The following is an 18238-nucleotide window of genomic DNA, read 5'->3' as shown; positions in this document are numbered from 1 at the left end:
CGCGTCACCCGCCGAAGGTGAGGGAACCCGGCGCGGGCGCCGTGACGGTGGGAGGCGGAGGTGCGACGCCCATGACGCATCAAGAGACACCGGAAGGGGACGCCGCCGGGCCCGCCCGTGCCGGCGCCGACGAGGCCGAACTGGAGCGCCTGCGTGCGGAGGTCGGTGAGCTGCGTGACCGGGCCGGGACCGAGCGGCGACGCCGGGCTCGTCTGCTGTCCGTACGGCGATCCGTCGCGGCCGTTCTGATCGCTCTGGTCGCCGTCCTCGCGGTCACCTCGGTCGTGGGCGTGTGGGGCGCGCGGACCACGCTGAACACGGACCGCTGGGCCGCCACGGTGGGGCCGCTGCCCGAGGATCCCGACGTGAACGCCGCCGTCTCCACCTATCTGACGCGCGAGATCTTCGACCGGGTCGACGTCAAGCAGCGGCTGACCGAGGCGCTGCCGCCGCGCGCGTCCTTCCTGGCGGCGCCCGCCACCGGGGCCGTCCACGACTATGTGCGGGACTCGATCTCCAAACTCATCGCCGCGGACCGGTTCCAGGATCTGTGGCGTGCGATGAACCGCCGCGCCCACGAGCGGATCGTCGAGGTGCTCGAGAAGGAGAATGAGAACGTGCGGGTGAGCGGCGACACGGTCACCCTGAACCTCCTTCCGATGGTCAACAACGTGCTGCGGTCCCTGGAGGAGCAACTGCCGACCATGTTCGGCAAGAAGCTCGATCTGCCGGCCCTCTCCTCCGGCGAACTCCCGCCGGGCCTGCACGACCGCATCGAGAAGGCGCTCGGCGTTTCGCTGCCCGCCGACTTCGCGCAGATCCGGATCTACAACCGGCACGAGCTGGGCCAACTGCAGGAGACCGTGCTGCTGTTCAAGCGCGCGGTGGTGGGCCTGGTGATCGCCGTGCCGGTGCTGTTCGTGCTCGCCCTGTGGATCTCGCCCCGGCGGCGACGCACCCTCCTCCAGTTCGGCCTGTGGCTGGTCGTGAGCGTCACGGTGCTCTCGACCGTGCTGAGGGCGGTCCGGGATCAACTCCTCGACCAGGTGCCGTCGGGCGTCTACCGCGACGGCGCACAGGCCGCGATGTGGACCGTGTTCACGACCCTGCGCGATCGGGGCGACCAGCTGCTGTGGCTCGGTGTCGGCATCGCCGTCCTGGCGTATCTCGTGGGGCCCGGACGCCTGCCGAAGGCGCTGCGCCGGTACGTGGCGCAGGGGGCGCGGGCCACCGGCCACCTGCTTGCCAAGGCCGGTGACCGGGTGGAGGGCGCGCGGGTGCGGCCGTGGCTGGCGCAGCACGCCGATGTGCTGCGGGTGGCGGGCGTGATCGTCGCGGCCGTGGTCGCGCTGCTCCTGTCGACGTGGACGGGCCTTTTCGTGGTCGGCGCGCTGCTTGCGGCGTACGAGATCGCGCTCACCCTCGTCGCCCGAGCGGAAGGTGCACCCGCGGAGGGCTCACCCCCGGTAGGTGAGGCGGGTCGACAGACCCCCGCGAAGACTGGCGCATCCGGTTGACCGAGGCAGGGAGACGCGCATGAAGACGCGGACGCACGCCGGGCGGATCGGACCGAAGGGGGACGGGAGTGGACGGTCGCGCCTGTGGGGCCCGTATCTGAGCGAGAGGCAATGGGGCACGGTCCGGGAGGACTACAGCCCCGGCGGCGACGCCTGGTCCTACTTCCCGCACGATCATGCGCGATCACGCGCCTACCGGTGGGGCGAGGACGGCCTCGGCGGCATCTGCGACGAGAAGCAGCGCCTGTGCCTGGCCCTCGCCCTGTGGAACGGCCGCGACCCGATCCTCAAGGAGCGCGCCTTCGGCCTGACCAACGGTGAGGGCAACCACGGCGAGGACGTCAAGGAGTACTACTTCTACCTCGACAGCACGCCGAGCCACTCCTACCTGCGGTACCTGTACAAGTACCCGCAGGCCGAGTTCCCGTACAACGATCTTGTGTCCGTCAACCGGGACCGCACGCGCCAGGAGTTCGAGTACGAGCTCATGGACACCGGTGTGTTCGACGACGACCGTTACTTCGACGTGACGGTGGAGTACGCCAAGGCGGACCACGACGACATCCTGATGCGGGTCACCGTCGACAACCGGGGCCCCGACGAGGCGACCCTGCACGTCCTTCCGACGCTGTGGTTCCGCAACACCTGGTCCTGGGGCGAGCACCACGAGGGGGAGCCCAGGCCGCGGCTGCGGGCGGCCGACGGGCCGGGCTCGACCGTCACGATCCGGGCCGACCACCCCGAGCTCGGCAGTTACGACCTGCGGTGCGAAGACGGGATTCCGCTGCTGTTCACGGAGAACGAGACCGACAACGAGCGGCTGTTCGGCTCGCCCAACGCAAGCCCCTACGTCAAGAACGCGATCGGCCGGTACGTCGTCGAGGGGGAGCAGAGCGCCGTCAACCCGGCGCGGGAGGGCACCAAGGCGGCCGCCCTCCACACGCTCGTCGTTCCCGCTGGAGGATCACAGACACTGCGGCTGCGGTTGGGCCCCACGGGCGGCAAGCTCTCCCTGTCCCGTGACTTCGACACGGTCTTCACGGACCGCATCGCCGAAGCGGACGACTTCTACCGGGAGTTGACCCCCGAGCGGGCGACCGAGGACGAGGCACGCGTCCTGCGCCAGGCCCTCGCCGGAATGCTCTGGTCCAAGCAGTACTACGGTTTCGATCTGGAGAGGTGGCTCGGCGAGCACGACATGACCCCGTGGAGCCCGCCGCGGCCGGGGATGCGCAACAACGAGTGGTTCCACATGGTGAGCGACGACATCGTCTCCATGCCGGACAAGTGGGAGTACCCCTGGTTCGCCGCCTGGGACCTGGCGTTCCACGCCGTGGGCCTGGCGGTCGTCGACGTCGGCTTCGCCAAGGAGCAGCTCGAACTGCTCCTTCGTGACGCCTACTTGCACCCCAACGGCCAGATCCCGGCGTACGAGTGGAACTTCGGCGACGTCAATCCGCCCGTGCACGCCTGGGCCGCGTACTTCGTGTACACGGTGGAGAAGGGCACGACGGGCCACGCCGACCACGCCTTCCTCGAGCGTACCTTCCAGAAACTGCTCACCAACTTCACCTGGTGGGTCAACCGCAAGGACCCCGGCGGCCGCAACATCTTCCAGGGCGGCTTCCTCGGCCTCGACAACATCGGCGTCTTCGACCGCAGCGCCCCGCTGCCCACCGGAGGCACCCTGGAGCAGGCGGACGGCACCGCCTGGATGGCGCTGTACTGCCAGTCGATGCTGCAGATCGCGATGGAACTCGCCGAACAGAACGAGGCCTACGAGGAACTGGTCCTGAAGTTCGTCGAGCACTATCTGTGGATCGCGGCCTCGATGGACCGGGTCGGGGACCTCCACGACGAGCTGTGGGACGAGGAGGACGGGTTCTACTACGACGTGCTGCGGCTGCCCGACGGGCAGGCGGTCCGGCTGAAGGTCCGCTCCATGGTGGGGCTCCTTCCGCTGTGCGCGTCGACGGTCTTCCAGCCGGAGCAACTTGCCCAACTGTCCGGTCTGCAGGACCGGTTGCGGCGGTTCGCCGAGCGTCACCCCTCGCTGTCCGTGACGCTGACCTCGGCGCAGTCAGGCACCGCGGGCGGAGCACGGCTGCTGTCCGTCCTCGACGAGAAGAAGCTGGTGCGTGTGCTCGCCCGGCTCCTGTCGGAGGACGAGTTCCTGAGCCCCTTCGGGATCAGGGCGCTCTCCCGCGTCCACGCCGAGCACCCGTACACGTTCTGGGTGCACGGCGAGGAGTACAAGGTCTCCTATCTGCCCGCCGAGTCGGACACCGGCATGTTCGGCGGCAACTCCAACTGGCGCGGCCCGATCTGGATGCCGATGAACGCCCTCGTCATCCGCGGGCTGCTCAACCTGTACGGCTTCTACGGCGACGACTTCACCGTCGAGTGCCCGACAGGATCGGGGATCCAGAAGAACCTGTACGAGGTCGCCGAGGACATCTGCTCCCGCCTCACCCGGATCTTCCTGCGCGGCGAGGACGGACGGCGGCCCGTGTACGGAGGCCAGGCGAAGTTCAAGGACGACCCGCACTGGCGTGACCTGGTCTCGTTCTACGAGTACTTCCACGGCGACAACGGCGCGGGCATCGGCGCCTCGCACCAGACCGGCTGGACCGGTCTCGTCGCGGCCCTGATGAAGATCTTCGGCACGTTCGAGCCGGACGACTTCCGCTCCGGCTCCGCGAGGAGGCAGAAACGATGACCGAGTTGCCCGCGCAGCCCGTCGTGCACGAGGTCAACACCCGCGTATGGCTGAGGGAGACGGCGCTGCGCACCGGCGGCCCCGCCTCGCTGGCGGACGTACCCAAGGACGTGTGGGACGAGATCACGCCCGCCGGGATCGACGCCGTCTGGCTGATGGGGGTGTGGGAGCGCAGTCCGCAGGGGCGCGCCATCGCCCTGGAGAACCCGGCGCTGCGCGGCGCCTTCGCCTCAGCCGTCCCGGACATCGGCGAGGAGGACATCGCCGGATCGCCGTACTGCATCCGCCGTTACGAGGTCGACGAGGCGCTCGGCGGCGCCGCGGGCCTCGCCGCCGCCCGGGCCGAACTCGACCGCAGGGGAGTCGGCCTGCTGCTCGACTACGTGCCCAACCACGTGGCCCCGGACAGCCCTTGGGTGAGCGCGCACCCCGAGTACTTCGTGCAGGGTGACGCCGAGGACGTGCGGCGTGATCCGGCCGGGTTCCTGGACACCGGGCGCGCCGTCCTCGCGCGGGGCCGCGACCCGTTCTTCCCGCCCTGGCCGGACGTCGTGCAGCTGAACGCCTTCGCCCCGGCTCTGCGGCGGGCGACCGAGGAGGTACTCGAAGGCATCGGCGGGGTCTGCGACGGAGTGCGCTGCGACATGGCGATGCTGATGATGAACGACGTCTTCGCGCGGACGTGGGGCGAGAGGGCGGGGGCCCGGCCGCAGGAGGACTTCTGGTCCGAGGTCGTGACCGCCGTCCGCCGCCGCCACCCTCACATGATCTTCGCCGCGGAGGCGTACTGGGACCTCGAATGGGCCCTGCAGCAGCAGGGGTTCGACTTCTGCTACGACAAGCGCCTCTACGACCGGGTGCTGAACGAGAGCGCCGAGTCCGTCCGGGGGCATCTGCGGGCCGACGAGGAGTACCAGCGCGGACTCGTCCGCTTCCTGGAGAACCACGACGAGCCGCGGGCCGCGCGGACACTGCCGCCGGCCAAGGAGCGGGCGGCGGCCGCCCTGATCGCCACGCTGCCGGGGGCGACCCTGTGGCACGAGGGTCAGTTCACCGGGCGCCGCGTCCACCTGCCGGTCTTCCTCGACCGCCGTCCGGACGAGCCGCCGGACCCCTCGCTGCGTGCGTTCCACGAGCGGCTGTTGTCCGCCGTGCGCCGCAGCGGCATGCGGACGGGGCGGTGGCAGCTCCTCGACTGCGAGGGCTGGCCCGACAACGACTCGGGGCGCGACCTGGTGGCCTCGTGCTGGTCCGGTGAGGCGGGCCGGTTCCTGACCGTGGTGAACCTCTCCGATCACCGGGCGCAGGCGCGTATCCGGCTGCCGTGGAGCGAACTGGGCGAGAAGGTCTGGGAGTTGGTCGGCCTCCTCGACGCCGAGCGGTACGAACGCCCGGGTACGGAGCTTACGGAGAGCGGGCTCTACGTCGATCTGCCGCCGTGGGGCACGCACCTGCTCTCGGTCGTCGCGACCTCGCCGTAGCCGGGCCCGAACGGACCCGGATCGGCCTCTCTGTTCAAGGGGGCCTGGTCACCGGTCACCCGGTGTTCCAGGGCCCCACTCCGCGCCGCTGTCCGACCGGAACGCCTCCACGGCGGCCTCCACGGTGGGATAGAAGCGGCGCGCGTCGAAGGTACGGGCAAGGCCGTAACGCTCGACCTTGCGCCGCACCGGGTCTTTGAGCTCGGCGAAGACCAGGCCCACGCCCAGCTCCTGGAGCGCCGCGTCCAACTCCTCCAGGATGTCCGCCGCGGTCGTGTCGACGTCGGTCACCGGTTCCGCCGCGATCAGTACGCGCCGCGGCGACTGTTCGGCGTGTGTGTACCGCAGAACTTCGTCGCGGAACGACTTGGCGTTGGCGAAGAACAGAGGCCCGTCGAACCGGAAGATCACCAGGCCCGGCAGGCGTTGCGCAGCCGGGTGTGACCGCACGTCGTGGTAGCCCTCCAGGCCGGCCACGCGACCGAGGACCGTGCTGTAGGGCCACCACGCGCGCCGGAAGACATTCAGGATGGACAGGCCCACCGCGACGGCGATCCCCGGCAGCACACCGAGCAGTGCCACTCCGAGCAAGGCGGCGATGGACAGCCAGCACTCCCCCTTGCGCTGGCGCCACAGCCGCGTAGTGCCCGCGATGTCGGCCAGGGACAGGGAGGCCGTGATGACCACCGCGGCGAGTGCGGGCTGGGGCAGATCGCGGAAAAGGCCCGGCAGCAGGACGAGCATGAGGAGAATGAGCGCCGCGCCGACGACCCCGGTGAGCTGGGTCTTGGCTCCGGCCCGCTCGGCGACGGCCGTGCGTGACCCGCTGGTGCTCACGGGGAAGCCCTGGAACAGGCCGGCGGCCACGTTCGCCGTGCCGATCGCGATCATCTCGTCGTTGCCGCGGACTTCCTGCCCGGTGCGGGCCGCGAAGGCGGAGGCGTTGGAGATGGTGTCGGCCAAGGACACCAGGGCGATCCCCAGCGCGCCGACGAACAGTGGCCCCAGATCGGCCAGGCCGATGTGGGGGACCGTGAACGGCGGAAGGCCTTCAGGGAGCCGCCCGACCGTCTTCACCCCGTGCTCGTCCAGATCGAGAACGACGGACGCGGTGATGGCAAGCACCACCATGACCAGGACGGCCGGGACCTTCGGCATCAGACGCTGAAGCAGCAGGATCAGGAGGATGCAGCCACCGCCGACCGCGATGGCGGCCGCCACCGTCCGTCCCTCCGCCACCGCCCGGACGAAGGCGTCCACCTCGCGGATGAGCCCGTCGGCATCGGTCGAGAAGCCGAACAGCTTCGGCAGCTGCCCGATGAGGATGGTCAGGGCCAAGCCGTTCATGTAGCCGATCATGGTGGGCTTGGAGATGAGATCGGCGACGAAACCGAGCCGCGCCACCCCCGCGAGGAGCGTGATCGCGCCGACCATCAGGGCAAGCATCGAGGCGAGCGCGATCGCGCGTGAGCTGTCCCCGTCCGCGGCGAGCAGCGGCAGGATCGTCGCGGCGATCATCGGGCCGAGCGAGGAGTCGGGGCCGAGCACCAGGACGCGCGAGGGCCCCGCCACGGCGTACGCGAGCAGACACAGCACGGAGGTGTACAGACCGGTGATCGGCGGCAGACCGGCCAGTTCGGCGTACGCCATGCCCTGCGGTACGAGCAGCGTGCTCAGGACGACGCCCGCGATCAGGTCCTTGAGCAGCCATTCACGGCGGTAGGTGCGCAGCGTCCTGATCCCGGGCGGCGTCCAGCGCACCGGCCTCTCACCTCTGCCCGGCGCCGGACGGCAGGTGACGGCGGCGGGTGACGAGCTTGCCCAGTTCCCACAGGGCAAGGAGTGCGAGGGGAGGGAGCAGGGCCCAGCCGAACTGACCGATGCCGAGCGGCGTGGTGTCGAGCAGCCGGTTGAAGGCGTCCATCTGGGTCACCAGGACGGCGAGCACGAACTCCCCGAACACCGTCCAGTTCAGCTGCTTGCTGTCGAAGGTGTCGGCCGTAAGGACCGTGTCCGTCTGGCTGCGGCATTCGAGGGCGGCCACGATCAGGCACAGCGCGAACGAGGTCAGGGCGATGGAATTGCCGACGCGGACGCTGTCGTAGCGGGTCGCGCCGATCTGGATCATGGTCAGGAGTCCGGTCGCCACCGCCGTCCCCGCGAGCCCGACCGTCAGCATCAGACCGCCGGTCATCACGGGCTCGCCGCGGGGCCGCGGGCGACGGGACATGAGGCCGGGGCTGACCCGGTCGAACCCGAGGGAGAAGCCGAAGGCGGCGTTGACAACGAAGTGGATCCACAGCACTTGGGCGGGTGTGAACGGCTCGCCGTCGGCGATGTCGAAGAGCGCGGCACCGAGGAACGTCAGGACGAACACGACGAGCAGCACCAGGACGAAGCGGATGTACTTGGTGAGGTTGTCGTAGATCTTGCGGCCCTGTTCCACCGCGTGGACGATCGTGGCGAAGTTGTCGTCGGACAGGATCATCCGGCCGGCGTTCTTGGCGACCTCCGTGCCCGATCCCATGGCGATGCCGATGTCGGCGGCCTTGATGGCCGGGGCGTCGTTGACGCCGTCGCCCGTCATGGCGACCACATCGCCCTTCTGCTTCAGGGTCTCGGCAAGCAGCACCTTGTGCTCGGGAGCCACCCGGCCGACCACACCGATGTCATCGATGCGGGCAAGGCGTTCGTCCTGCGACAGGGCCGCGAAGTCGGCGCCGAGGATCGCCTCGCCCTCGATGCCGACCTGTCCGGCGATGGCGGCGCCGGTGATGACGTCATCGCCGGTCACCATCCGTACGCGGATATGGGCGGCTTGGGCGGCGGCCACGGCGTCCCGGGACTCGGCGCGCGGCGGATCGGCCATACCGACCAGACTCGTCACGCACAACTCCGTGACCTGGGCGAGGAGATTCCCGTCCGGCGCGAATCCGGCGGGGTCGAGGTCGCGGGTGGCGGCCGCCATCACACGGCGGCCCGCCTGTTCCATCCGTTCGAGCTCGCTCTGGGCCCGCGTCCGCAGCGTGGTGTCGAAGGGGATGACCGAACCGTTCGCCAGGGCGGTGGTGGTGAGGGCCAGCACGGCCGGTGCGGCTCCCTTGACGAAGCAGCGCACGACCGGCAGGCCCTTCGCGTCACGGGCCGTGTGGAAGGTGGCCATGAGTTTGTACGCCGGGTCGAACGGCAGAGTGGCGAGCCGGGGGAGCCCCAGGCGTGTGGAGTCGACGTCGAGGCCCGCCTTGTGACCGAGCACGAGCAGTGCGCCCTCGGTCGGGTCGCCCACCACCCGTCCGTCCACGAGTGAGGCGTCGCTGGCGACGAGATACGGCAGGATCGCGTCCTCGATGCCGGGTGAGCTGCCCGCGGCATGGTGGATCCGGCCCTCCAGGGCGTAACCGGTTCCCGAGACCGTGTAGCGGTCGAAGGGGTCCACCACTTCGACCACGGTCATCTGATTCATCGTCAGCGTGCCGGTCTTGTCGGAGTTGACGGCCGAGGTGAAGCCCAGTGTCTCCACCGAGGGCAGGTCCTTGACGATCGCGTTGCGTCGGGCCAGGTCGAGACCGCCGCGCGAGAGGATCGTCTGCGTCACCGTGGGCAGTGCCTCCGGGACGGCGGCGATCGCCAGGGACACGGCGCTGACGAAGAGCGCGTCCCACGGCACACCACGCCCGCGCCCCAGGGCGAACATCAGGACCATGGTGATGCCGGCCGCCCCGACGATCCACAGCGTGAGGCGGTTCAACTCCCGGGTGAGCGGCGATTCCTCGCGCCGCGTGGCCGACAGCATCCCCGAGATCTTGCCCAGTTCGGTGGAGACGCCGGTGGCCGTGACCACGAGAACGCCGCTGCCGTGCGTGACCGGGGTGTTCATGAAGGCCATGTCCGTCTGGTCGGCAGGTCCGAGCCCGCTGACCCGTACCGGCGCGGAGTCCTTCGCGGCGGGAACGCTCTCCCCGGTGAGAGCGGACTCGTCGATCTGCAGAGCGCTCGTGGCGACGAGCCGTCCGTCGGCGGGCACCTCGTCCCCCGCGGTGAGCAGGACGATGTCCCCGACGACCACCTCCTCGGCGGGAATCTCGGCCTCCGTCCTTTCGCGCCGCACCCGCGCGGTGGCCTTCGTCATCTCCTTGAGGGCGTTCATGGCGCTCTCGGCCTTGCCCTCCTGCCGTATCCCGATGACCGCGTTCAGGACGGTCAGGCTGAGCAGCACCACCGCGGTGCCCCACTCCTGGATGGCGAGCGACACCGCGGCGGAGGCGACGAGGATGATCTGCATGTACGAGGTGTACTGACCGAGAAACCGGACCCAGCCGCCGGGCGTCCGCTCCTCCGGCAGGGAGTTGGGCCCGTCCTTGGCGAGCCGCGCGGTCACCCGCGCGGCGTCCAGGCCCACGGCCGGGTCGACATCGAGTTCCGCGGTCACCGAGAGGGCTGTGCGGGCGTACCAGGCGTCGGCCTGTGCGAGATGACCGCCGTGGTCGGGTGCCTGTGCGGTCATCGCACCCGCCTCCGCTCGCCGCCCGGTCGCCGGGCGCCCGCGGCGGCCCGTGCCGCGTACGGGTCCGAAGCCGCCCCGGCAGGCGCCTCGTCCTCCAACTTCCGCTTCTCGAGCTCCAGTGCGGCCCTGTTCTTGTCGTCGATCTCCGGATACTGCGGGTCGATGTCCAGCAGGGTGTGGACGAGCACCGCCGCCGCGCAGGTGCGTGCGAACCATTTGCGGTCCGCGGGCACGACGTACCAAGGTGCCCAGGACGTACTCGTCGCGGACAGCATCTCGGAGAATGCCGTCTGGTAGTCGTCCCACATGGTGCGTTCACGGGCGTCGGCCGCCGAGAACTTCCAGTTGCGCTCCGGGACGTCGATCCGTTTGAGGAAGCGGACGCGCTGTTCCTCTTTGGACAGGTTCAGGAACAGCTTGACGATCCTGAAGCCGTTGTCCGTCAGATACCGCTCCCAGTCGTTGATCTCCCGGTAGCGCCGGCGCCAGATCTTCTTCCCCTCGACCTTCCCGGGCAGCCGCTGACGGGTGAGGTGTTCGGGGTGCACCCGAACGACCAGGACCTCCTCGTAGTGGGACCGGTTGAAGATGCCGATCTCCCCGCGGCGCGGCAGGTCACGGGAGTATCGCCAGAGGTAGTCGTGGCTGAGTTCCGCGGCCGACGGCACCTTGAAGCCGGCCACGCGCACGCCCTGGGGATTCACCCCGCTCATCACGTGGCGGATCGTGCCGTCCTTGCCCCCGGCGTCCAGTGCCTGAAGGCACAGCAGGACCCCATGAGTGCCCTCGGCGGCCAGCCGCCGCTGGTAGTCGGCCAGCAGGGCGACGCCGCTGCGGAGCAGTTCCTGTCCGTCCTTCTTCTTCTTGATCCCCTTCTTGTGCGTGGGATCGAAGTCCTTGGACAGATCTACTTTCGAGCCGGGTTTGACCCGCAGCGGCGCGATGAACTCAGCGATCCGTTCCGCCCGATCGTCTGCCGTGTGCGCCCGTCCGTCCTTCATGGGCCACCTCGGCTAGTAGACGGAATCCTTCTCCACGACACACAGGGCCCAGATGATGAACCCGTCCATCGCGATCAGGGTGATGGACCAGATGGGGTGGTACGGGAGGGACAGGAAGCTGGCGATGATCATCAGTGACGTGATGACGATGCCTGTGACCCTGGCCCACGTCGCGGCGACGAACAGGCCGAAACTGACGACCACCGCGATCGTGCCGATGATGATGTGGATCCAGCCCCAGGTCGTCAGGTTGAACTCGAAGGCGTACCCGGGTGTGGTGACGAAGACGCTGTCCTTGAGGACGGCCATGAGACCCCGGCAGAAGTCCATGGATCCGGAGAGGAACAGCAGAACCCCGGCGAAGATGGTCAGCCCGGCGGCTGCCGTCTGTGTCGCGCCCGGGGTGTGGCGCCGAGTGGTCGAGGTGGCCATGACAGGACCTCCGTACTCAAGGCCGTACTCGATGAGGGTGCCGATCGCACCGCTGTGCCCCGAGTGTTGCCCCCGGCCGGTGCCCCCGGTCGTCACCCTCCGAGGGTGACGCCGCAGGGCGGGCCGCCCAGGAGGCTGGCCGTCGTCCGGCCCGCGAACGGGGGCGCAGGACCGCGAACGGAGGCAAGGCGATGACCGTGCCGTCCACCCCAGACGGAACAGGCGCCCAGGACGGAGCAGGCGCCCGGGACGGAGCAGATGCCCGGCAGGAGAAGCGCCCCTGGCCGCGTCAGGTGCTCGTGCCGCTGGCCCTCGCCCAGTTCGTCTGCAGTTTCGCGGGCTCGAACATGAACGTGATGATCAAGGACATCAGCAAGGACCTGGACACCACGGTGCAGGGCGTACAGACCACGATCACGCTCTTCCTGCTCGTCATGGCGGCGCTGATGATCCCGGGCGGCATCCTGACCGACCGTTACGGCCGCAAGCGCTGCCTCGTCATCGGCCTCGCCGTGTACGGAGTCGGCACCGTGCTCAGCGCGGTGGCACCCGGCCTCGGCATCCTCATCCTGGGCAACTCCATCTTCCAGGGCGTCGGTACGGCCCTGCTCATCCCGCCCGTCTACATCCTCACCACCCTCGTGTTCACGAACGTGGCCGACCGTGCCCGTGCCTTCGGGGCGATCATGGCGATGGGCGGGATCGGTGCCGCCGCGGGGCCGCTGATCGGCGGGCTCATCACCTCGGCGATCAGCTGGCGGGCCGCCTTCGTCTTCCAGGCCCTGGTGGTCGCGGTGATCATCGTCCTCACGCGCCGCATCGACGACCCGGTCCCGCCGGACCCCGACCGTGTATTCGACACCGGTGGCGCGGTGTTGTCCGCGACCGGTCTGGTCCTGCTCGTCATGGGCATCCTCGTCGCCGACGACAACGCCTGGCTGATGGCCGGTCTGCTGCTTGCCGGTGGGCTGACGCAGCTGGCCTTCTTCCGCTGGGTACGGGCGAAGGAACGCGCCGGGGCCCAACCACTGCTGCGGACCGAGCTGTTCCGCAACCGCACGTCCAACCTCGGTCTGATCACCCAGCACACCCAGTGGCTGATGCTCATGGGGGTGTCGTTCGTGGTCGCCGCCTACCTCCAGGTCGTCCGCGGGTACAACGCGATCGACACCGGCGTGATCTTCAGCGCGTCCACGATCGGCCTGCTCGTGTCCTCGCTGGGCGCCTCGCGCTTCGCGAAGAGGCGTGAGCAACGCACGCTGGTCATGGTCGGGTTCGCCACGACGATCTGTGGCATCGGTCTGCTGCTCACTTCGGCCCACGGTTCTCCGAGCGCCTGGATCTTCGTCCCCGGGCTGCTCCTCATCGGCCTGGGAATGGGGGTGATGCTGACCCCCTCGGTCAACGTGGTGCAGTCGAGCTTCCCCGAGGACCAGCAGGGTGAGATATCGGGCCTCTCGCGCAGTGTGTCCAACCTCGGTTCCTCGGTGGGCACCGCGATCGCGGGCACCATCCTCGTCGCGGACCCGTCCGCGGGGCCGTACGCCGTGGCGCTCGCGGTGCTCGGCGTCATCGGGCTCGGCGGGTTCGGCGCCGCCGCGATGCTGCCCCGGACCCCGCCCCCCACCCGGCACGGGTGAAAACGCGTGGGCCGTACCGCTGGACGGCGTCAATGCCAGTCGTAACGGACGGCACTGAGGACCACCAGGTCCTGGACCGACGCGCGGCGTCTGCTGAGCGGTATCCAGCACAGGCCCAACGGGAACGTCACGCACAGAGCGGCACGCACCAGGGAGCGCGGCCACCCGAGAAGCCGTCCTGCGCGGTCGGTGACGCGCAGCCCCATCAGCCGGTCTCCCGCCGTGCGCCCGATCGCGGCCCAGGAGCAGGCGAGGTACAGGACGGCGAGGGTCCAACCCGAGGCGCCGGAGAGCCAGACGGACGGATTGGGGAAGTGGAACGGAGGACCGGTGACGAGCAGTCGCACACCCCCGACGCCCGCCTGGATCGCGAAGCCGATGACGGCAAGGACCAGCGCATCGAGTACCGCGGCGATGCCACGCGAGACGATCCCGGCAGGATCGGGTGCGGGCCCGCCCGCCGGCACGGTCACCGGGCACGCCCGGGCGGCGGACCGGCCCCGTTGTCCTGAGGCGGCCCCGCACGCTTCAGGAGCCGGTCGCTGAACCGGTTGACGCTCCGGTCCCCGCGCTTGCCGAGCAGCCGGATCGCGTCGGCGGTCTCCGCGGCCATCCCACCCCCGGTGTCGCGGACGATCCGCCCGACGTCGATCTCGGACAGCACGTCACGGGTGAGCCCCACCAGATCGATCCGCACGATCACCGCGTCGACATCGACCCGATCGGCGACCTGGTCGACGTCGATCCGGTCGGCGACCCGATTGACGTCCACCCGTTCCGCGATGCCGTTCACGTCGACGCGGTCGGCGATCGCCTCGACGTCCACCCGGTCGGTGATCCGGCGTATGTCGATGCGTTCGGCGATACGGTTCACGTCGACGCGGTCGGCGATCGTCTCCACGTCCACCCGGTCGGCCACCCGCCGTACGTCGACCCGGTCCGCGATCCGGTTCACGTCGACACGTGCCACGAGGTCGTCAAGGTCGATGCGGTCGAGAACCACGGCAGTCAGCGCACGGATCACCGTGCCCGCCGCCTCATCCACGATGCCAAGGACACTCCGCGCCCGTCGGGCGACGAAGGCCACAGGGCCCCACGCGTTTTCATCAGCCATCCGGTGATCGCAGCGGTAACCGGCGGCTCTGGCATCCTCCGCCGCGGGTGAGTCGCCCGCGGCGGGGTGATCCATCAGTAGTGCGGGACGACGACCACCGGGCAGTCGGCTTGGTGGACGGCCGCGTGCGTGGTCCGTCCGAGGTGCGGCCCGACAGGTACACGGCGGCCGATGACCAGCAGCGCGGCGGTCGAGGTCGCCTTGACCAGGTGATGGCCGGCCAGACCGTGCACGAGCCGGTCGGTGACCAGCGTTCCGGGGAACTTCCGCCGCCAGGGGGCGAGTTCGGCGGTAAGGCGGTGCGCCTTCTCCGGCATGGGGTCGATGGCGTCGGCGGAAGGGATCAGCGGGGCGGTCCAGACGTGCACGACATGGAGGGGTGCCTGGCGGGACGCCGCCGCGTCGAAGGCGTACTCAAGGAGTTCGTCGCCGGGATGGGCGAGGTCGAGACCGAGCACGACCGGATGATCCGGGCCGACCGCGGGGTCCCGGTCCTCGGAGTGGTCCGAAGCCCGTACGAGAGCGACGGGACAGGAGGCACGTGCGGTGACGGCCAGCGCGACCGAGCCGACCAGGGCCCTGGCGAGCGCGCCGGAACCGCGTGAGCCGAGGACGAGCAGAGCCGAAGATCTGGCTGTCGCCAACAGCGCACCCACCGGTGATCCGGTGACCTGCTCGTCGAGGATCCTGAGGGTGGGGTGCGCGTTCGAGAGTTGCAGGACGGCGCGCCCGAGTGCTCCGCTCTCGCGCTGGGACGGGACGTCGATCTCCGGCAGCCGGCTGCGTTCCGCCGGCGGGTCGAAGGCTTGGACGAGGTGCAGGGGCAGGTCACGTCGTAGGGCTTCGTGGGCCGCCCAGGCGGCGGCGTCCAGGCTCTCGGGTGAGCCGTCGACGCCGGCGGTGATGGTCTGCTGCGCGGGCATGGTGCGCACCTCCGCGGTGTGGTCGGGGCGTCAGCCGATCCAGGTCCAGTCGGCGACCTCGGGGAGGTCGGTGCCGTGGGCGCGGATCCAAGTGTGGTGGCGGGAGCGGGTGTCGGCCATGGCCTGGCGGAGGGAAGCGGTGCGGACGGCGAGATGGGGGACCCGGTCGATGACGTCCATGACGAGGCGGTACCGGTCGAGGTCGTTGCGTACGACCATGTCGAACGGCGTGGTGGTGGTGCCCGCCTCCTTGTAGCCGCGTACATGCAGATTGCTGTGCCCGGTGCGGCGGTACGCGAGGCGGTGGATCAGCCAGGGATAGCCGTGGTACGCGAAGATCACCGGCTTGTCGGTGGTGAAGAGAGCGTCGTACTCGGCGTCGGGCATGCCGTGCGGATGCTCCTCGTGGGGGAGCAGGCGGGTCATGTCGACGACGTTGACCACGCGGACGGCGAGTTCGGGCAGGTGCTCGCGCAGAAGACCGGCCGCGGCCAGGACTTCCAGCGTGGGCACATCGCCCGCGCAGGCGAGCACCACGTCGGGCTCGCGCCCGCCGGCATCGGATCCCGCCCACTGCCAGATGCCGGCGCCGCGCGCGCAGTGGACGCGCGCCTCGTCCAGGGAGAGCCAGTCGAAGCAGGGCTGCTTGCCCGCGACGACGACGTTCACGTAGTCACGGCTGTGCAGGACGTGCTCGGACACGGAGAGCAGGGTGTTGGCGTCCGGCGGCAGATAGACGCGGACGACCTCGGGGCTCTTGTTGAGTACGTGATCCACGAACCCGGGGTCCTGGTGCGAGAAGCCGTTGTTGTCCTGGCGCCAGACGTGCGAGGTGAGCAGGTAGTTGAGGGAAGGCACCGGTGCGCGCCACGGCAGCAGCCGTGAGGTCTTGAGCCACTTGATGTGCTGGTTGACCATCGAGTCGACGATGTGGACGAACGCTTCGTAGCTGGAGAACAGGCCGTGGCGGCCGGTGAGGGTGTAGCCCTCCAGCCAGCCCTGGCAGAGGTGTTCGGAGAGGACCTCCATGACGCGCCCGCTGCGGGAGAGGTGCTGGTCGGTGTCGAGGATCTGTGCCTGCCAGGCCTTGCCGGTGACGTCGTACAGCGCGTCGAGGCGGTTGGACGCGGTCTCGTCGGGACCCACGACCCTGAAGTCCCTGCGCTCGGACGTGTCCGCCATGATCCGGGCGAGCAGAGAGCCGAGGACCCGCGTGGGCTCGTGCTGGGTCGTACCCGGCTTGTCTACGGGGACAGCGAAGTGTTCGAGCGGCTCCACGGGCAGATCGCGGGTGAGCAGGCCGCCGTTGGCGTGCGGGTTCGCCCCGAGCCGTCGAAGGCCGTCGGGGACGCAGTCGAGAACCTGCGCGCGGGGGCGGCCGTGCTCGTCGAAGAGATCCTGCGGCCGGTAGGAGCGCAGCCACGCCTCCAACTGGGCCAAATGGTGGGGGTCTTCACGTACGAGAGCGAGCGGCACCTGGTGCGAACGCCAGGTGCCCTCGACCGGTTCTCCTTCCACCGTCGTCGGACCGGTCCAGCCCTTGGGAGTGCGCAGCACGATCACGGGCCAGCGCGCCCGGCCGTGCGCGCCGCCGCTCCGGGCGGCCCGCTGGATCGCGACGATGCGCTCCAGGGCCTGGTCCATGGCCCTGGCCAGCGACTGGTGCACCTTGCGCGGGTCGTCGCCGCTCACGTGCAGCGGCTCGTGGCCGTACCCCTTGAGCAGGGAGTCGAGTTCGGCCTCCGGGATCCGGGAGAGCACGGTCGGGTTGGCGATCTTGTAACCGTTGAGGTGGAGGATCGGCAGGACCGCGCCGTCGTGGGCGGGATCGAGGAACTTGTTGGAGTGCCAGGAGGCCGCAAGGGGGCCCGTCTCCGCCTCGCCGTCGCCGATGACACACGCGACGAGCAGCCCGGGGTGGTCGAAAGCGGCTCCGTAGGCGTGCGCGAGGGAGTAGCCGAGCTCGCCGCCCTCGTGGATCGAGCCGGGCGTCTCGGGAGCCACATGGCTCGGCACACCGCCGGGGAACGAGAACTGGCGGAAGAGCTTCGCCATGCCCGCCGCGTCCCTCGTGACATCGGGGTACGTCTCGCTGTACGAGCCCTCCAGCCAGGAGTTGGCGAGTACTGCCGGGCCGCCGTGCCCCGGCCCCCACACGCACAGAGCGTTGAGGTCGTGCTCTTTGACGACGCGGTTCAGATGCGTATGGATGAGGTTGAGGCCGGGCGAGGTGCCCCAGTGGCCGAGGAGGCGTGGCTTGATGTGTTCGGGTCGCAGCGGTTCGGTCAACAGAGGATTGCCCAGCAGATAGATCTGACCGGCGGCCAAGTAGTTCGCCGCGCGCCAATGGGCGTCGAGGGCCGCTGTTCGTACGAGTGCCACGGTGCCTCCTGCGTCGGGGTGTTCGGAGGTGTTGCGTGAGCGATCAGGCGTGCGCGGGCGGGGCCATGCCCCGGCAGGGGCCGTGCTTGGGACGGTTCCACCGAGGAGGCCGGTCGGGGAGGGGCGAACCGGCCTCGGTGGGCGGCCGCGGATCGCGGCGCATCGCCGTACCGGCATATCGAGGTACCCGGCGCATCGCCGCCCACACCTCGTCGGAGCCCGGTCCAGGCGAGTGGCCACAGTGGCTGACAGACACCTGTTCGATGTTGTCGAGTCCCTCTATGGTGGCGAATGCCCCAGACCTCGGCGTTCTACCTTTTCGTGTCGATTTCAATTGACAGCGGGGGAGCCGAGATGTCGCGCCTTGGGGCAGAGCACCTGCAGAGCGCCGCGGACGGCAGCAGACCGTCCGGCCCGGCGTCCATGCCTCACGTCGCCACCACAACGCCTCGCCCGGCGATCGCCCATGGCGCTTGCCCGCCGGTGCGAGGGCGGCGGCCTTTCCCGGTCCGGAGAGCATCTTCG

Annotated in this window: 12 protein-coding genes; 4 read left to right on the top strand and 8 right to left on the bottom strand. The window is 69.7% G+C overall.

Going from position 1 to position 18238, the window contains the following annotated elements; all coding sequences use genetic code 11:
- The first annotated feature begins 71 nt into the window (after positions 1-71).
- From ACFQ7F_RS03180 to ACFQ7F_RS03170, 3 genes are read left to right on the top strand one after another with little or no spacing between them, the layout of a single operon-like run.
- Positions 72-1517 (top strand): hypothetical protein, encoded by a 1446-nt coding sequence (locus ACFQ7F_RS03180; protein ID WP_383265217.1) that lies wholly within the window; start codon positions 72-74, stop codon positions 1515-1517.
- A gap of 19 nt (positions 1518-1536) precedes the next feature.
- Positions 1537-4236 (top strand): glucosidase, encoded by a 2700-nt coding sequence (locus ACFQ7F_RS03175; protein WP_383265214.1) that lies wholly within the window; start codon positions 1537-1539, stop codon positions 4234-4236.
- Complete coding sequence (locus tag ACFQ7F_RS03170; RefSeq protein WP_383265211.1) at positions 4233-5717, top strand: alpha-amylase; 1485 nt, start codon at positions 4233-4235, stop codon at positions 5715-5717. The genes ACFQ7F_RS03175 and ACFQ7F_RS03170 overlap by 4 nt, the downstream gene beginning before the upstream one ends.
- A gap of 48 nt (positions 5718-5765) precedes the next feature.
- Here ACFQ7F_RS03170 and ACFQ7F_RS03165 read toward each other — a convergent pair whose 3' ends face one another.
- The 4 genes from ACFQ7F_RS03165 to ACFQ7F_RS03150 are packed head-to-tail and all read right to left on the bottom strand — an operon-like array spanning position 5766 to position 11654.
- Positions 5766-7478 (bottom strand): SulP family inorganic anion transporter, encoded by a 1713-nt coding sequence (locus ACFQ7F_RS03165; protein WP_383265208.1) that lies wholly within the window; start codon positions 7476-7478, stop codon positions 5766-5768.
- Positions 7479-7485: 7 nt separating this feature from the next.
- Complete coding sequence (locus ACFQ7F_RS03160; RefSeq protein ID WP_383265206.1) at positions 7486-10221, bottom strand: cation-translocating P-type ATPase; 2736 nt, start codon at positions 10219-10221, stop codon at positions 7486-7488.
- On the bottom strand, positions 10218-11222 hold the full coding sequence (locus ACFQ7F_RS03155) for a polyphosphate kinase 2 family protein (RefSeq protein ID WP_383265203.1): 1005 nt from the start codon (positions 11220-11222) through the stop codon (positions 10218-10220). Before ACFQ7F_RS03155 ends, ACFQ7F_RS03160 begins: the two co-directional genes overlap by 4 nt.
- A gap of 12 nt (positions 11223-11234) precedes the next feature.
- Positions 11235-11654, bottom strand: coding sequence for a hypothetical protein (locus tag ACFQ7F_RS03150; protein ID WP_383265346.1), 420 nt, complete (start codon positions 11652-11654; stop codon positions 11235-11237).
- A gap of 191 nt (positions 11655-11845) precedes the next feature.
- Between ACFQ7F_RS03150 and ACFQ7F_RS03145 the strand changes: the two genes are divergently transcribed.
- The gene (locus ACFQ7F_RS03145; RefSeq protein WP_383265200.1) at positions 11846-13294 is read left to right on the top strand and encodes an MFS transporter; all 1449 of its coding nucleotides are present in this window, start codon (positions 11846-11848) and stop codon (positions 13292-13294) included.
- Between the two features lie 29 nt (positions 13295-13323).
- Here the strand turns inward: ACFQ7F_RS03145 and ACFQ7F_RS03140 are convergent, their stop codons facing one another.
- The 4 genes from ACFQ7F_RS03140 to ACFQ7F_RS03125 all read right to left on the bottom strand — a co-directional run bounded on the left by ACFQ7F_RS03140 (position 13324) and on the right by ACFQ7F_RS03125 (position 17713).
- Positions 13324-13767, bottom strand: coding sequence for an RDD family protein (locus tag ACFQ7F_RS03140; RefSeq protein ID WP_383265197.1), 444 nt, complete (start codon positions 13765-13767; stop codon positions 13324-13326).
- Positions 13764-14408: a hypothetical protein gene (locus ACFQ7F_RS03135; RefSeq protein WP_383265195.1), complete on the bottom strand. Its 645-nt coding sequence runs from the start codon at positions 14406-14408 to the stop codon at positions 13764-13766. The genes ACFQ7F_RS03140 and ACFQ7F_RS03135 overlap by 4 nt, the downstream gene beginning before the upstream one ends.
- Before the next feature lie 74 nt (positions 14409-14482).
- The gene (locus tag ACFQ7F_RS03130) at positions 14483-15331 is read right to left on the bottom strand and encodes a universal stress protein (protein WP_383265192.1); all 849 of its coding nucleotides are present in this window, start codon (positions 15329-15331) and stop codon (positions 14483-14485) included.
- 30 nt (positions 15332-15361) lie between these two features.
- Complete coding sequence (locus ACFQ7F_RS03125) at positions 15362-17713, bottom strand: phosphoketolase (RefSeq protein WP_383265189.1); 2352 nt, start codon at positions 17711-17713, stop codon at positions 15362-15364.
- Between the last annotated feature and the right edge of the window lie 525 nt (positions 17714-18238).

Source organism: Streptomyces sp. NPDC056486 (genome assembly GCF_042795295.1).
Classification (GTDB): Bacteria; Actinomycetota; Actinomycetes; order Streptomycetales; family Streptomycetaceae; genus Streptomyces.
The sequence above is the reverse complement of the archived record's forward strand: the minus strand, read 5'-3'. Positions and strand labels throughout refer to the sequence as shown.

What these genes read in the sequence shown, in the direction of transcription:
- ACFQ7F_RS03180 (WP_383265217.1), top strand. Translation starts at nt 72, where the DNA reads ATGACGCATCAAGAGACACCGGAAGGGGACGCCGCCGGGCCCGCCCGT.
- ACFQ7F_RS03175 (WP_383265214.1), top strand. Translation starts at nt 1,537, where the DNA reads ATGAAGACGCGGACGCACGCCGGGCGGATCGGACCGAAGGGGGACGGG.
- ACFQ7F_RS03135 (WP_383265195.1), bottom strand. Translation starts at nt 14,408, where the DNA reads ATGGCTGATGAAAACGCGTGGGGCCCTGTGGCCTTCGTCGCCCGACGG.
- ACFQ7F_RS03150 (WP_383265346.1), bottom strand. Translation starts at nt 11,654, where the DNA reads ATGGCCACCTCGACCACTCGGCGCCACACCCCGGGCGCGACACAGACG.
- ACFQ7F_RS03160 (WP_383265206.1), bottom strand. Translation starts at nt 10,221, where the DNA reads ATGACCGCACAGGCACCCGACCACGGCGGTCATCTCGCACAGGCCGAC.
- ACFQ7F_RS03130 (WP_383265192.1), bottom strand. Translation starts at nt 15,331, where the DNA reads ATGCCCGCGCAGCAGACCATCACCGCCGGCGTCGACGGCTCACCCGAG.
- ACFQ7F_RS03170 (WP_383265211.1), top strand. Translation starts at nt 4,233, where the DNA reads ATGACCGAGTTGCCCGCGCAGCCCGTCGTGCACGAGGTCAACACCCGC.
- ACFQ7F_RS03145 (WP_383265200.1), top strand. Translation starts at nt 11,846, where the DNA reads ATGACCGTGCCGTCCACCCCAGACGGAACAGGCGCCCAGGACGGAGCA.
- ACFQ7F_RS03155 (WP_383265203.1), bottom strand. Translation starts at nt 11,222, where the DNA reads ATGAAGGACGGACGGGCGCACACGGCAGACGATCGGGCGGAACGGATC.